Origin of the sequence: Georgenia sunbinii (assembly GCF_036421875.1) — a bacterium.
Classification (GTDB): Bacteria; Actinomycetota; Actinomycetes; order Actinomycetales; family Actinomycetaceae; genus Georgenia_B; species Georgenia_B sunbinii.
In genome coordinates this window covers 78,515-91,623 of the sequence record NZ_JAZGOL010000008.1, presented here as the reverse complement: position 1 = coordinate 91,623, position 13,109 = coordinate 78,515, and the positions used below count along the sequence as shown (strand labels likewise).

Here is a 13,109-nt window from a genome sequence, read left to right as displayed (position 1 = left end):
GTCCTCGTCGACGACGTCCTCACCACGGGCGCGACCCTCGCCTCGTGCGCCCGCAGTCTGGTGACCAGCGGGGCGCGGGTCGCCGGCGCCCTCGTCGTCGCGGCGACGCCACCCCCGGGCCGAAGGTCCTGATCCGGCGGCAGGGCGGGCCTCTGCGGCCCCCGGGGGAGGCGGTATGCCCGGATCGTGGCTCGCTGGACGTCCGTCAGGGGTGTGACCGGCGCGATACTCGACTAACGTTCCGGTATGGAGCCCCTCTCGCCCCGGCCACCGAGTCCTGGTGGCAGCGAGCCCGGCATGAAGGAGGTGGCAGCCGTCGATCTCTCCCACCGCTGAGCGGTGGGCCTTCCCTGTGAACCGTTGAGGTTCGGCCAACCCTGTACGGAGGTCAGCATGGACATCGCTGTCGTCGCCCGCAACACCGAGGTGCCGGAACGATTTCGTCAGCACTTGGAGGAAAAGCTCGCCAAGGTCGAGCTGCTCGCCCCACGTGCCCGCCGCATCGACGTGGAGATCACCCGTGAGTCGAACCCTCGGCTCGCGGACCGGGCTGAGCGCGTGGAGTTGACCGTCCTGGACCGCGGCCCCACGGTCCGCGCCGAGGCCGCCGCCGGAGACCGCTACGCCGCCCTCGATCTCGCGACCGCCAAGCTCATGGAGCGGTTGCGCCGGGCGCGTGACCGACGCAAGGACCACCGTCGCGGCGGCAAGGCCCCGGTGGAGATGCCGGAGGTGCCGGCCGTCGTCGAGGCGGAAGAACCTGCCAGTGCGCCCACCCCGCCCACCGAACCGGGCGAGGTCGTCGAGGCGCAGCTCGGGGACTCGCCGGTCATCGTGCGGCAGAAGCTCCACGACACCGAGCCGATGACGGTGGACCAGGCGATGTACGAGATGGAGCTCGTCGGCCACCCGTTCTTCCTGTTCGTCGACGCCGACACCGGCCAGCCCTGTGCGGTCTACCACCGGCACGGCTGGACCTACGGCATCATCCGGCTCAACCACCACGTGGTGCCGGGCGCCGCTGGACCGGTCGAGGTCGGCTGACCTCCCGGAGCTCGCCGACGGCGGGTCGCAGCCCGGTGCTGCGGCCCGCCGTCGCGCGCACGCTGACGCCGGGCCAGGCGCGGCGCGTCGCGATCGCGGCGCAGGGGCTCGACCGCGCCCGGCCGGCCCCCTGGCGTGCCGATCTCGGGCACGTCACCCGCGCCGTCGAGCGCATCGGTCTGCTGCAGATCGACTCGGTCAACGTCCTCGCCCGCGCCCACCTGCTGCCGCTGTACTCCCGGCTCGGGTCCTACGACACCGACCTGCTGCGCCGTGCGACGAGCGCTGCCCCGCGCCGCCTGGTGGAGACGTGGGGCCACGAGGCCTGCCTGGTGCCGGTGAGGACCTACCCGTTGCTGCACGGACGCCGGCGGAACTTCGGCCCGGAGTTCCTCCCTGGCGCGCAGCTGGCCGGCACGCTCGACGCGGTCCGCCACGTCGTCGTCGAGCACGGTCCGGTCACCGCCCGGGAGGTCGAGCGGGTCCTCGCGCACCACCCGCCGGACCGCCTGGACGGCTGGGGCTGGCGGTGGACCGCCGTCAAGCGCACCCTCGAGCTCCTGCTCGACGACGGCGAGCTCGCCGTCGCCCACCGGACGCGGCAGTTCGAGCGTGCTTACGACGTCGCCGAGCGGGTGCTGCCGCCGGGAGTGCCGCGGCGCCACGAGGGGGACGACGCCGTGCTCGAGCTCGTGCGCATCGCTGCCCGGGCGCACGGGGTGGCCACGTTGCGCGGCCTCGCGGACTACTTCCGGCTCGGCCAGGCGGTGACCGGTACCGCCGTCGAGCAGCTGGTCGCGGCCGGGGAGCTGGTGCCGGTGCGGGTGGCCGGCTGGCCGCGTCCGGCGTGGCTGCACGCCGGGGCACGCCTGCCGCGGCGCACCAGCGCCCGGGCGCTGCTCGTCCCCTTCGACCCGCTCGTCTTCGAGCGCCGACGGCTGGCCGAGCTGTTCGGCATGGAGTACCGGATCGGCATCTACACGCCGGCCGCCCAGCGCGTGCACGGCTACTACGTGCTGCCGTTCCTGCTCGGTGAGCACCTCGTCGCCCGGGTCGACCTCAAGCACGACCGTGACGCCGGCACGCTGCGGGTGCGCACCGCCTTCGCCGAGCCGGCCCACGACGACGACGACCGGTGGCCCGCGCGCTCCGCCGTCGTCGCCGAGCTCGTGGCCGAGCTGGTGACGATGGCGCACTGGCTGGGCGCCGACGCCGTCGTCGTCGATCCGGACGCACCGGGCGAGCTGGCGAATCCGCTCCGAGCGCAACTGGGTTCGGCCTGACCGGTTAGGCGTTTACCATGGGAGATGGTGTGCCGTAAGACACCCGGCGTCGAGCGACGGCGCCGCCTGCCGACCCGGGAGTAGTTCGCGTGGCTTCGATCCTCAGCAAGATCCTTCGGATGGGCGAGGGCCGGGTTCTCAAGCAGCTCACCGCCATCGCCGAGCAGGTCAACGCGCTCGAGGACACCGTCAGCGGGCTGTCCGACGACGAGCTGCGCGCCGAGACCGACCGGCTCAAGGAGCAGGTCGCCGACGGCGTCAGCCTGGACGACCTGCTGCCCGAGGCGTTCGCGGTGGTCCGCGAGGCAGCTCAGCGCACCCTGGGCCAGCGTCACTTCGACGTCCAGCTCATGGGTGGGGCGGCGCTCCACCAGGGCAACATCGCCGAGATGAAGACCGGTGAGGGCAAGACCCTCGTCGCCACGCTGCCGGCGTACCTCAACGCGCTGACCGGCAAGGGCGTCCACGTCGTCACCGTCAACGACTACCTCGCGCGCTACCAGAGCGAGCTCATGGGCCGGGTGTTCCGGTTCCTCGGCCTGACCACCGGCGTCGTGCTCGCCGGCCAGCGCCCGGACGAGCGGCGCGAGCAGTACGCCGCCGACATCACCTACGGCACCAACAACGAGTTCGGCTTCGACTACCTGCGCGACAACATGGCATGGTCGACCGCCGAGCTGGTCCAGCGCGGCCACGGCTTCGCCATCGTCGACGAGGTCGACTCGATCCTCATCGACGAGGCACGGACGCCGCTCATCATCTCCGGCCCCGCCTCCGGTGACGCCAACCAGTGGTACACCGAGTTCGCCCGGCTGGCGCTGCGGCTCAAGCTCGACGTCGACTACGAGGTCGACGAGAAGAAGCGCACCGTCGGTGTCCTCGAGCCCGGGATCGAGAAGGTCGAGGACCATCTCGGCATCGACAACCTCTACGAGGCGGCCAACACCCCTCTCATCGGCTTCCTCAACAACTCGTTGAAGGTCAAGGAGCTGTTCAAGCGGGACAAGGACTACATCGTCACCGACGGTGAGGTCCTCATCGTGGACGAGCACACCGGCCGGGTGCTCGCCGGGCGTCGCTACTCCGAGGGCATGCACCAGGCGATCGAGGCCAAGGAGGGCGTCTCGATCAAGGCCGAGAACCAGACCCTGGCGACCATCACGCTGCAGAACTACTTCCGGCTCTACGACAAGCTCGGCGGCATGACCGGCACCGCCGACACCGAGGCCGCGGAGTTCCAGAGCACGTACAAGATCGGCGTCGTGCCCATCCCCACCAACCGGTCGATGCAGCGCATCGACCAGGCCGACCTCATCTTCAAGAACGTCAAGGTCAAGTACGCCGCGATCGCCGACGAGATCGTCGAGCGGCACGCCGCCGGCCAGCCGGTCCTCGTCGGGACGACGAGCGTGGAGAAGTCCGAGGTGGTCTCGGCGCTGCTGAAGAAGCGCGGCGTGCCGCACGAGGTCCTCAACGCCAAGCAGCACGCGCGGGAGGCCTCCGTCGTCGCGATGGCCGGCCGCAAGGGTGCCGTGACGGTGGCGACGAACATGGCCGGTCGAGGCACCGACATCATGCTCGGTGGCAACGCCGAGCACCTCGCCATCGACGTGCTGCGCGCCCGTGACCTCAGCCCCGAGGAGACCCCGGAGGAGTACGAGGCGGCCTGGCCCGAGGCGGTCGCCGCGGCCCGGGACTCGGTGGCCGCAGAGCACGAGGAGGTCGTCGAGCTCGGCGGCCTGTACGTGCTCGGCACCGAGCGCCACGAGTCACGGCGGATCGACAACCAGCTGCGGGGCCGCTCCGGCCGGCAGGGCGACCCGGGGGAGTCCCGGTTCTACCTGTCGATGGAGGACGACCTCATGCGGATGTTCAACTCCGGGCTCGCGATGCGGGTGATGGACGGCGCCGCCTACCCCGACGACATGCCGCTCGAGCACAAGATGGTCTCCCGTGGCATCGCCAGCGCGCAGGCGCAGGTCGAGGGCCGTAACTTTGAGATCCGCAAGAACGTCCTCAAGTACGACGACGTCCTCTCCCGCCAGCGCACCACCGTCTACGAGGAGCGCCGCACGGTGCTCGAGGGCGAGGACCAGCAGGACCGGATCGTCAGCTTCGTCGACGACGTCCTGAAGAACCTCGTGAGCGAGTTCACGGTCGCGCCGCAGCCGGAGAATTGGGACCTCGAGGGGCTGTGGCGAGAGCTGCGGCTCGTCTACCCGGTGTCGATCACGCCGGAGGACATCGTCGAGGAGGCCGGCAACGCCGCCCGGGTGACCTCCGCGATGCTGCTCGACGAGCTCGGGTCGGACATCCACCTCGCCTACGAGCGCCGCGAGGCGGAGCTCGGCGGGGACGTCATGCGCCAGCTCGAGCGGCGGGTGCTGCTCTCGGTGCTCGACCGCAAGTGGCGCGAGCACCTCTACGAGATGGACTACCTCAAGGAGGGCATCGGGCTGCGCGCCATGGGGCAGCGCGATCCGCTCGTGGAGTACCAGCGCGAGGGGTACCAGCTCTTCCAGGCGATGAACGACGCCATCAAGGAAGAGACCGTCCGTCACCTGTTCACCCTCGAGGTCAAGACCCCGGATGAGCAGGCCGCCGCGACCGGGCAGCAGCCGACGCTCACCGTCGACGCCGCCGCGAAGGCCGCCGCCGCAGCGCCCTTCGGCGCCGGTGCTGCTGCGACTGGTGCTGGTGCTGGTGCTGTGGCGGCGACGCCGTCGGCCGGCAGCAACGGCACCCCGCCGGCCGCCGCTGGTGGCAAGCGGGTGGGGGCCAAGTCGGTCACCGCGAACCGGCTGCCGCAGGTCGTCGGGCTCGAGNGCGCCGGTGCTGCTGCGACTGGTGCTGGTGCTGGTGCTGTGGCGGCGACGCCGTCGGCCGGCAGCAACGGCACCCCGCCGGCCGCCGCTGGTGGCAAGCGGGTGGGGGCCAAGTCGGTCACCGCGAACCGGCTGCCGCAGGTCGTCGGGCTCGAGGAGCCGCAGCGACCGGCAGCGCTGACCTACTCGGCGCCGTCGGCCGACGGCGACGCCGCCCCGCAGGTACGCACCGAGGGCGCCAAGGGCAAGGCCGCCGGCAGCGGCCAGGCCGCTGCGCAGGGGGCGTCGTCCGCCGGTGGCAACCGCGAGGCGCGCCGGCGCGCGGCCAAGTCCGCCAAGAAGCGCGGCTGATCGAGGACCGGGTGGGCGGACAGGCCCGCCCGGTCGCAGCTGCTACCGGACCGGTGCCGGTGCCGGCGTCGCCGGCGTCCGCTGCGTGACCGTGGCGGTCGCCTGCCGTAAGGGCAGCGCGGCGGCGAACGAGGCGGCGGTGACCGCGACCACGACGGCCGCGGTGGCGACATAGGCCCGGACGTCCGGGTCGCTCGCGGTGGCGGTGCCCACGACCGGCAGGTCGGCCCCGGACAGGACGGCGTACCCGCTGACCGCTGCCAGCACCGCGGCCACCGCGAGGGTGAGGCTCGCGACCGCCGTCGGCGTCGCCGTCGAGCCGCCGGCGTCGAGCTCGGAGCGCGGTGTCAGCGCGCAGACCAGGCCGGTCCAGGCGAGCACGACGAGGATCGCGGCCATGACGTCGCTGGGACGGTGCCACTGACCGACCATCGTGGCGACACCGGTAGCGGCGGTGTAGCCGGCCCCGAGGATGGCGACAAAAGGCCGGCTGCGACGCGGCACCACGAGCAGGATCGCCATCGACACCGATGCGGCCACCGTCGTGTGCCCGGACGGCAGCGTGTTGGTCCCCGGGTAGGGCCCCAGCTCGGGGCGCTCGAGGACGAGGTGCTTGAGGAGCTGGGTGGTGATGTTGGCGCCGACGACGAGGACGGCGACCTGCAGCGCCAACCCCCAGCGGCTGCGCAGCACCGCCAGCAGCATCGTGGCGCCGAGCGCGACCACGACGAAACCGAGGGACACGACGTCGAGCACCGGCTCCGCCAGCCGCCACAGGGTGCCTTGCCCGTAGGCGGCACCGGTGAACGCGGCGGCGTCCAGCCGCTGGCCGTCAGGTGACAGCACGAACGCGTGCCAGGTGACGACGAGCCCGCCGACGCCGAGGAGCGCGACGATCAGCGCGATCAGCCGGGGCGGTGGCACTGGTCTGCGGTCGGTCACGGGTCAACGGTAGACGAGGGATGTGACGGGCTGGAAAGGGTTGTGTGCGGTGGATCGGGCGAGTGGCGCGACGCGCCATGAGGTAGCACACACCGCCGGCGGAATATGACGGTGCCTAGCCCTGTTACACCCGGCGTACATGCAAACGCATCGAAACATCGGGAGTGGCCCTCATGCAGTTCGGAATCTTCACGGTCAGTGATGTGACGACCGACCCCACGACCGGGCAGACCCCGGACGACACCGAGCGGGTCCGCGCCATCCTCACCATCGCCCAGCACGCCGACGAGGCGGGCCTCGACGTCTTCGCCACCGGCGAGCACCACAACCCGCCTTTCGTCGCGTCGTCGCCGACGACGATGCTGGGCTACCTCGCCGGCACGACGAAGAACATCACGCTCTCCACCGCGACCACCCTCATCACGACCAACGACCCGGTGAAGATCGCCGAGGACTACGCGATGCTCCAGGTCATCAGCAACGGCCGGATGGACCTGACCATGGGCCGGGGCAACACCGGGCCGGTCTACCCGTGGTTCGGCAAGGACATCCGCCAGGGCGTCAACCTCGCCATCGAGAACTACGCGCTGCTGCGCCGGCTGTGGGAGGAAGAGGTGGTGGACTGGCAGGGCAAGTTCCGCACGCCGCTGCAGGGGTTCACCGCCACCCCGCGCCCGCTCGACGGCGTGGCGCCGTTCGTCTGGCACGGCTCCATCCGCACCCCCGAGATCGCCGAGCAGGCCGCCTACTACGGTGACGGCTTCCTCCACAACAACATCTTCTGGCCGATCGAGCACACCAAGCGGATGGTGCAGTACTACCGCCAGCGCTACGAGCACTACGGCCACGGCCAGGCGTCGCAGGCGATCGTCGGCCTCGGCGGACAGTTCTTCGCCCGGAAGAACTCGCAGGACGCCCAGCGGGAGTTCCGGCCCTACTTCGACAACGCTCCGGTCTACGGCCACGGCCCGTCGATGGAGGACTTCACCCAGCAGACGCCGCTGACTGTGGGCTCGCCGCAGCAGATCATCGACCGGTACGCCACGATGCGCGAGCACGTCGGGGACTACCAGCGCCAGCTGTTCCTCATCGACCACGCCGGCCTGCCGCTGAAGACCGTCCTCGAGCAGATCGACATCCTCGCCGAGGACATCGTCCCGGCGCTGCGCGAGATCAACGAGGCCAAGCGCCCGTCCCACGTCCCCTCCAACCCGCCCAGCCACGCCTCCCGCGTCGCGGCAGCCCGCGCCGCCGGCACGCTCGCCGACCAGCAGGCACCCGCCGCCGAGGACAAGTGGACCGGCAAGACCGCCGAGGACGACGCCGCCGGCGCCGCCAGGGCCGGCGCCGCCTTCGGCCTCTGAGCCACCGCCACCTGCCACTTTCACCAGCCACCAAGGAGCACCACGATGACCACTCGCACCATCGCCCTCGTCTCAGCCGGGCTCGGTCAGCCCTCCTCGACCCGGCTGCTCGCCGACCGGCTCGCCGAGGCGACCGTCGCCGACCTCGCCGACCGGGGGATCCGGGCCGAGGTCGTGCCGTTCGAGCTGCGGGACGTCGCCCACGACATCACCAACGCGATGCTCACCGGCTTCCCCACCGGTGACCTTCGCGGCATGCTCGAGACGGTGACCGGCGCCGACGGCGTCATCGCCGTCACCCCGATCTTCACCACGAGCTACTCCGGGCTCTTCAAGTCCTTCGTGGACATCATCGACAAGGACGCGCTCACCGACGTCCCGGTCCTCGTCGGCGCGACCGGCGGCACCCCGCGGCACTCGCTGGCGACCGAGCACTCGATCCGCCCGGTCTTCACCTACCTGCGCGCCGACGTCGTCACCACCGCGGTGTTCGCCGCGACCGAGGACTGGGCCGGGCAGGACGACGTCAACCCGCTGCCCAGCCGTATCCGCCGCGCAGGGGCCGAGCTCGCGGCGAAGATCGCCTCCCGGGAGCCGCGCGGCGGGGCACGCGATGAGTTCGCCGCGGTGCCTTCCTTCGCGCAGATGCTCGGCGGCTGAGCGACCACGCGTCGTAGCGGCTGGCGTACGGTGCCGGGCTGACGGTGCCGTGGTCCACGGTGCCTGGCCCACGCTGGCTGGCTGACGGCGCCTGGCCCACGGTGGCTGGTTCACGGTGGCGCTCGATCACCCGATCTCCAGGGCGGTCGCGCGCCACCGGCCGCGCCACGCCTCGATGCGCACCGCGGCGGCGCGTACCCGCACGCCGTCGTGCACGACGACGGCAACCTCGTGGACCCCGGGACGCACGGTGTGGCAGTGCACCCGTCGCAGCTGGGCGACCCGCGCCGGCTGCGGCCGGCCGAGGATGCGCACCGCCAGCCCGGCACGTCGCACGATCGACTCGTAGAGGTCGAGGCTGAGCCAGCGCGCCAGCTGGGCCGGTGGCCGGCTGCCGGTGAGCACCTCCACCGCCGCCCGCACGAGCGCGCCGGCCCACGGGCCGGGCGCGGGCAGTGCCGCGAGCATGTCGGGCGGTGCGGGATCGATGTCCTCGACATCGGTGACGGCCGCCCGAAAGCTCAGCGGGTCCCACGTGGTGCTCGGTGGTGCCGGTGCCAGGGTGGTCATGGACGTGCCTCCTTCGACGGGGCCAGGAGAACCTGGCCGGGATGGATGAGGTGAGGGTCGGGGCCGATCGTCGCGGCGTTGGCCGCGTACCAGCGGGGCCACTCCCGCGCGATCGCGTCGTCGTCGGTGCCGGGGCCGAGGTGGGCGGCGGCGATCTGCCACAGGCTGTCGCCGGCGACCACGGTGCGCGTCGCACGGTCAGGCTCGGCCGCCGGCCCCGCTGCCGGGGGTGCCGGGGTGCCGCCGACAGCGGCCGGTGGCTCGTCGCCCACCGCGGCGATCGCCGGCGTCGCCACCACCGCCGGCTCGGTGACCGAGGCGCCCGGGCGGAGGTCGGCGGGGATGTCCTCGACGGTGGTGCCGGTCGATGCCAGGGCCGGCGGTGCCGCGACGGCCAGGCCGACCCCGACGCCGAGCGTCAGCCCGCGTCGTAGCACCGGGGCGCCGAACCTGCGTACCGCTACGTCCAGCGCCACCGCCGCCCGGTGTGCCGCGCCACCGCGGCCGACGTGGCTGCCAGCGAGGCCGCGGAGCAGCGCCGCGGTCAGCGCCACCAGCGCGGTCATCAGGTACCAGCCGGCGAGCAGCGCCGCGACGACCGAGGCGGCCGCGCTGACCGCGTCCTCCACCCGGGGCGGCGCCGGGGCCTGCAACGCCGCGACCGCCTGCGGGACGAGCAGCAGGACCGCCGCGGCGCTCAGCGCCAGCGCCAGGAGGGAGCGGGACATCCTCATAGCGACTCCTTCATCGCGTTAGATGCGGTTTGATGACGTTAGATGACTCTTGATGCTCTTGTCTACGGCAGCTGCGACGCTGTGTCGAGCGGTGGTGTGAGGACTGTGGACGAACCGCCGCGCTGCGGAGCGAGGGAGCAGTACCGTGGCGGGGTGCGGTGGGAGGCGCTCTTCTCAGACCTGGCGGGCCAGTTCGACGCGGCCGCCCGCGCCGGCCTCGAGGATGAGCTGATCGACCTCACGGAGGCCGAGATGGCGACCTCCGGCATCGCCGACCGGCTGCGCGCGCGGCTGGGCCGGGCGCTGTCGGTGCGGCTCGTCGGCGGCTCGTTGGTCCAGGGCGAGGTCCTCGACGCAGCCCCGCAGTGGCTGCTCCTGGCTGACGGCGGGCGGCGGGCCCTCGTCCCGCTCCACTCGGTGGTGGCCGCGTGGCCGCTGGGCGAGGTGGCGCCGGCAGCATCGGTCGCGGAGCGTCGGTTGCGCCTGACCCACGTGCTGCGGGCGGTCGCGCGCGAGGGGACGGCGGTGCTCGTGCGGACCGAGCACGGCGACTACCGGGGCTGGCTCGTGCGGGTCGCCGCTGACCACATCGACCTGCGGGTGGACGACGCCGGCGGCGTGCTGCCGGTCAGGGGTGACGCGGTGCGGTCACCGGGGCGGGACGCGGCCGTGCTCTCCGTGGTGCTGGGCCACGTGGTCGCCGTCCAGACCCTGTGAGCCGAAACCACGCCCCCCAGCCGACCGCGCCCCGCCCACCAGACCGCGCCCCGCCGCGCCAGTCCGCGAGAGCGGGATTGTCAACGGCCGCGGCTGCTGACAACCCTGCTGTCGCTGACAATCCTGCTGTCGCTGACAAGTCTGCTGTCGGTGACAAGTCTGCTGTCGGTGACAAGTCTGCTGTCGGTGACAACCCGGCTGTGGGTGACAAGTGTGCTGTGGGTGACAAGTCTGCTGTGGGTGACGAGGCTGGTGGGGGTGACGGGGCTGGTGGGGGTGGGTCAGGGGGAGTCGCGGGAGATTCCGGCGCGGGTGCGCTCGTACTGCCGCTGGATGTACTCCTCCAGCACCGCCGTCTCGACACGCCACACGCCTCGGCCACCGACCTGGATGGCGGGCAGCTCGCCGGAGCGCACCAGCGACCGCGCCTGGGTGACCGACACGGCCAGCTCCTCGGCGACATCGGCGAGGGTGAGGAAGCGCGACATGTCCACAGTCTCTCACCCGACCTCGGGTCCGCACAGGGACACCGCCGCCCTGTGGATGACGCCGGTTGGGGAAAACCTACCCGCGCGCGGCTCGGACACGGCACCATGGGCGCAGGTGAGGACGGGGGAGGCCGATGGCCGACGACGAGGTCCCGCGGATCGGGCGCCCGAGCTGGCGCGACCCGCGACTGGGAGTAGGTGTGCTGCTGGTCGCCGCCGCCGTCGTGCTCGGCAGCTGGACGGTGTCCCGCGCCGCGCAGACGGTGGACGTCTACATCACCGACACCGCGCTGACCCCGGGCGACGTCGTGTCGGCCGCCGACCTGCGGGCGGCCGCGGTCCGTCCCGACGGGCTCGAGAGCTACCTGCCGGTCGAGGCGGGGCTGCCCGACGGCGCCGTCGTCACCCGGGTCGTCGGCCCCGGTGAGCTCCTCCCGGCGGCCGCGCTCGGCCGGCCCCAGGACGTCGACGTGCGCCCGGTCGTCGTCGAGCTGGGACGGGCCACCGGTGGCGTCGTCAAGGGCGCGGTCGTCGACCTGTGGCTGACCCCGCCGCCGCCCTCCGCGGTCAGCGGGGAGGTCGCCGCACCGACCGAGCCGCACCTGCTCGCCGGCGGTCTCGTCGTCGCTGGCCTCGCCGAGGCCGACTCGATCTTCGCCGGCTCCGGCGGCTCGGCCGCGCAGGTGCTCGTGCCGCAGGAAGACCTGCCCGCAGTGCTGGCCGCCGTCAGCGGGACCGGCACGATCGTCGTCGTGCCGGTCCCGGGCGGCGGGCCGTGACCACCGGGGTGCTCGTCGCCGTCCGCGGCGCCGCGGAGGCAGAGCTCGTCGGGCACCTCGACGCCGCGGGGACCGGGACACGGGTCGTGAGGCGGTGCGCGGACGTCGCCGAGGTGCTCGCCGCCGGGCTCGCGGGGCTCGGCGGCGTTGCGGTGGTCTCGGCGGACCATGCGGGCCTCGACCGCACGGTGGTTACCCGGCTCGCCGGCGCCGGCGTCCGGACCGTGCTCGTCGCGGCGGCCGAGGACGAGCCCAGGTGCCTGGGGCTGGGGGCAGCGGCGGTGCTCGACGCCGCCGGCGACCCGGCGCAGTGGGCTGCCGCAGTCCGGGACGTCGCCGCGACGGTCGAGCACGCCGACGGCGCGCCGATCGTACCGTCGCCCGGTGCGCGCCCGGCGCCCGAGGTGACGGCGGCGGGTGAACCGGACGCCGGCGCCGCGCCAGCAGTCTCCGCCGCCGCGTCACCAGGCCGGTTGGTCGTGGTGTGGGGGCCGCGCGGGTCCCCGGGGCGCACCTCCGTCGCGGTGGACCTGGTGCACGAGCTCGCGACGACCGGCCCGGCGCTGCTCATCGACGCCGACACTGAGGCACCGAGCGTGGCCCAGGTGCTCGGGCTGCTCGACGAGACCGCCGGGATCGCCGCGGCGGCGCGGCTGGCCGGCAGCGGACGGCTGGACGCCACCGCGTTCGCGGGGCTGTGCGTGACGGTGGCCGACGGCGTCCGGCTGCTCACCGGCCTCACCCGCGCTGACCGCTGGCGCGAGCTGCCCACCGCCGCGCTCGACGTGGTGTGGGAACGGGCCCGGGAGGCGGCGGCATGGACGGTGGTCGACGTCGCGGCGGGGATCGAGGACGCCCCGGGCGGCTTCGAGTCCGCGTTCGCGCCGCGGCGCCACCAGGCGACGTTGGCCGCGCTCGCGGCGGCCGACGTCGTGCTCGTCGTCGGCGCGGGGGAGCCGGTGGGGATGCACCGGCTGGTGCTGGCGCTGCAGGAGCTCGCGGATGCCGGCGTCACCGGCGCCACCGCGCGCCGGCTGGTGGTCGTCAACCGGGTGCGCAGCTCAGCGGCCGGCGCCGGCGCGGAGCAGGCGGTGGTCGAGTCCCTCGCCCGGTTCGCCGGGGTGACCGACGCCGTCCTCGTCCCCGACGACCGTCCCGCCTTCGACCGCGCGGTGCTTCGTGGGGTCACCCTGGCGGTCGCCGCGCCGGCGTCACCGGCCCGCGACGCCGTGCGTGAGCTCGCCGCCCGGGTGGCCGACCGGCCGGTGGCGCGCCGCACCCGACGGCTCGCCCGGCTCGGCCGCGCCGGCCGGGCCTGAGCAAAGGCGTGACCGGCGGGTGATGGTGGGCGA

At 73.1% G+C, this 13,109-nt stretch carries 12 protein-coding genes; 8 read left to right on the top strand and 4 right to left on the bottom strand.

The features are described 5' to 3' along the window. Positions 1-393: 393 nt before the first annotated feature. The 3 genes from hpf to secA all read left to right on the top strand — a co-directional run bounded on the left by hpf (position 394) and on the right by secA (position 5,503). A complete protein-coding gene (gene hpf, locus V2J52_RS15855; RefSeq protein WP_331228703.1) occupies positions 394-1,044 on the top strand; it encodes a ribosome hibernation-promoting factor, HPF/YfiA family in 651 nt (216 codons plus the stop codon). Positions 1,045-1,079: 35 nt separating this feature from the next. Continuing rightward, complete coding sequence (locus tag V2J52_RS15850) at positions 1,080-2,327, top strand: winged helix-turn-helix domain-containing protein (RefSeq protein ID WP_331228702.1); 1,248 nt, start codon at positions 1,080-1,082, stop codon at positions 2,325-2,327. A gap of 89 nt (positions 2,328-2,416) precedes the next feature. Then, positions 2,417-5,503, top strand: coding sequence for a preprotein translocase subunit SecA (gene secA, locus V2J52_RS15845; protein ID WP_331228701.1), 3,087 nt, complete (start codon positions 2,417-2,419; stop codon positions 5,501-5,503). A gap of 42 nt (positions 5,504-5,545) precedes the next feature. On the opposite strand, the gene V2J52_RS15840 is transcribed toward secA, so the two are convergent. Further along, complete coding sequence (locus V2J52_RS15840) at positions 5,546-6,445, bottom strand: phosphatase PAP2 family protein (RefSeq protein WP_331228700.1); 900 nt, start codon at positions 6,443-6,445, stop codon at positions 5,546-5,548. Between the two features lie 173 nt (positions 6,446-6,618). Between V2J52_RS15840 and V2J52_RS15835 the strand changes: the two genes are divergently transcribed. Together V2J52_RS15835 and V2J52_RS15830 are read left to right on the top strand one after the other, a co-directional pair. Further along, entirely contained in the window at positions 6,619-7,809 is a 1,191-nt protein-coding gene (locus tag V2J52_RS15835) for an LLM class flavin-dependent oxidoreductase (protein ID WP_331228699.1), read from the top strand. 45 nt (positions 7,810-7,854) lie between these two features. Then, positions 7,855-8,469, top strand: coding sequence for an FMN reductase (locus tag V2J52_RS15830; protein WP_331228698.1), 615 nt, complete (start codon positions 7,855-7,857; stop codon positions 8,467-8,469). 126 nt (positions 8,470-8,595) lie between these two features. Here the strand turns inward: V2J52_RS15830 and V2J52_RS15825 are convergent, their stop codons facing one another. Together V2J52_RS15825 and V2J52_RS15820 are read right to left on the bottom strand one after the other, a co-directional pair. Continuing rightward, positions 8,596-9,039 (bottom strand): Rv3235 family protein, encoded by a 444-nt coding sequence (locus V2J52_RS15825; RefSeq protein WP_331228697.1) that lies wholly within the window; start codon positions 9,037-9,039, stop codon positions 8,596-8,598. Further along, a complete protein-coding gene (locus V2J52_RS15820) occupies positions 9,036-9,773 on the bottom strand; it encodes a LysM peptidoglycan-binding domain-containing protein (protein ID WP_331228696.1) in 738 nt (245 codons plus the stop codon). The genes V2J52_RS15825 and V2J52_RS15820 overlap by 4 nt, the downstream gene beginning before the upstream one ends. A gap of 153 nt (positions 9,774-9,926) precedes the next feature. Between V2J52_RS15820 and V2J52_RS15815 the strand changes: the two genes are divergently transcribed. Further along, on the top strand, positions 9,927-10,490 hold the full coding sequence (locus V2J52_RS15815; RefSeq protein WP_331228695.1) for a hypothetical protein: 564 nt from the start codon (positions 9,927-9,929) through the stop codon (positions 10,488-10,490). A 281-nt stretch (positions 10,491-10,771) separates the two neighbouring features. Here V2J52_RS15815 and V2J52_RS15810 read toward each other — a convergent pair whose 3' ends face one another. Further along, positions 10,772-10,978 (bottom strand): helix-turn-helix domain-containing protein, encoded by a 207-nt coding sequence (locus tag V2J52_RS15810; protein ID WP_331228694.1) that lies wholly within the window; start codon positions 10,976-10,978, stop codon positions 10,772-10,774. Positions 10,979-11,112: 134 nt separating this feature from the next. Between V2J52_RS15810 and V2J52_RS15805 the strand changes: the two genes are divergently transcribed. Together V2J52_RS15805 and V2J52_RS15800 are read left to right on the top strand one after the other, a co-directional pair. Further along, entirely contained in the window at positions 11,113-11,757 is a 645-nt protein-coding gene (locus tag V2J52_RS15805) for a hypothetical protein (RefSeq protein ID WP_331228693.1), read from the top strand. Next, positions 11,754-13,076, top strand: coding sequence for a CpaE/TadZ family protein (locus tag V2J52_RS15800; protein ID WP_331228692.1), 1,323 nt, complete (start codon positions 11,754-11,756; stop codon positions 13,074-13,076). Before V2J52_RS15805 ends, V2J52_RS15800 begins: the two co-directional genes overlap by 4 nt. The last annotated feature ends 33 nt before the right edge of the window (positions 13,077-13,109 follow it).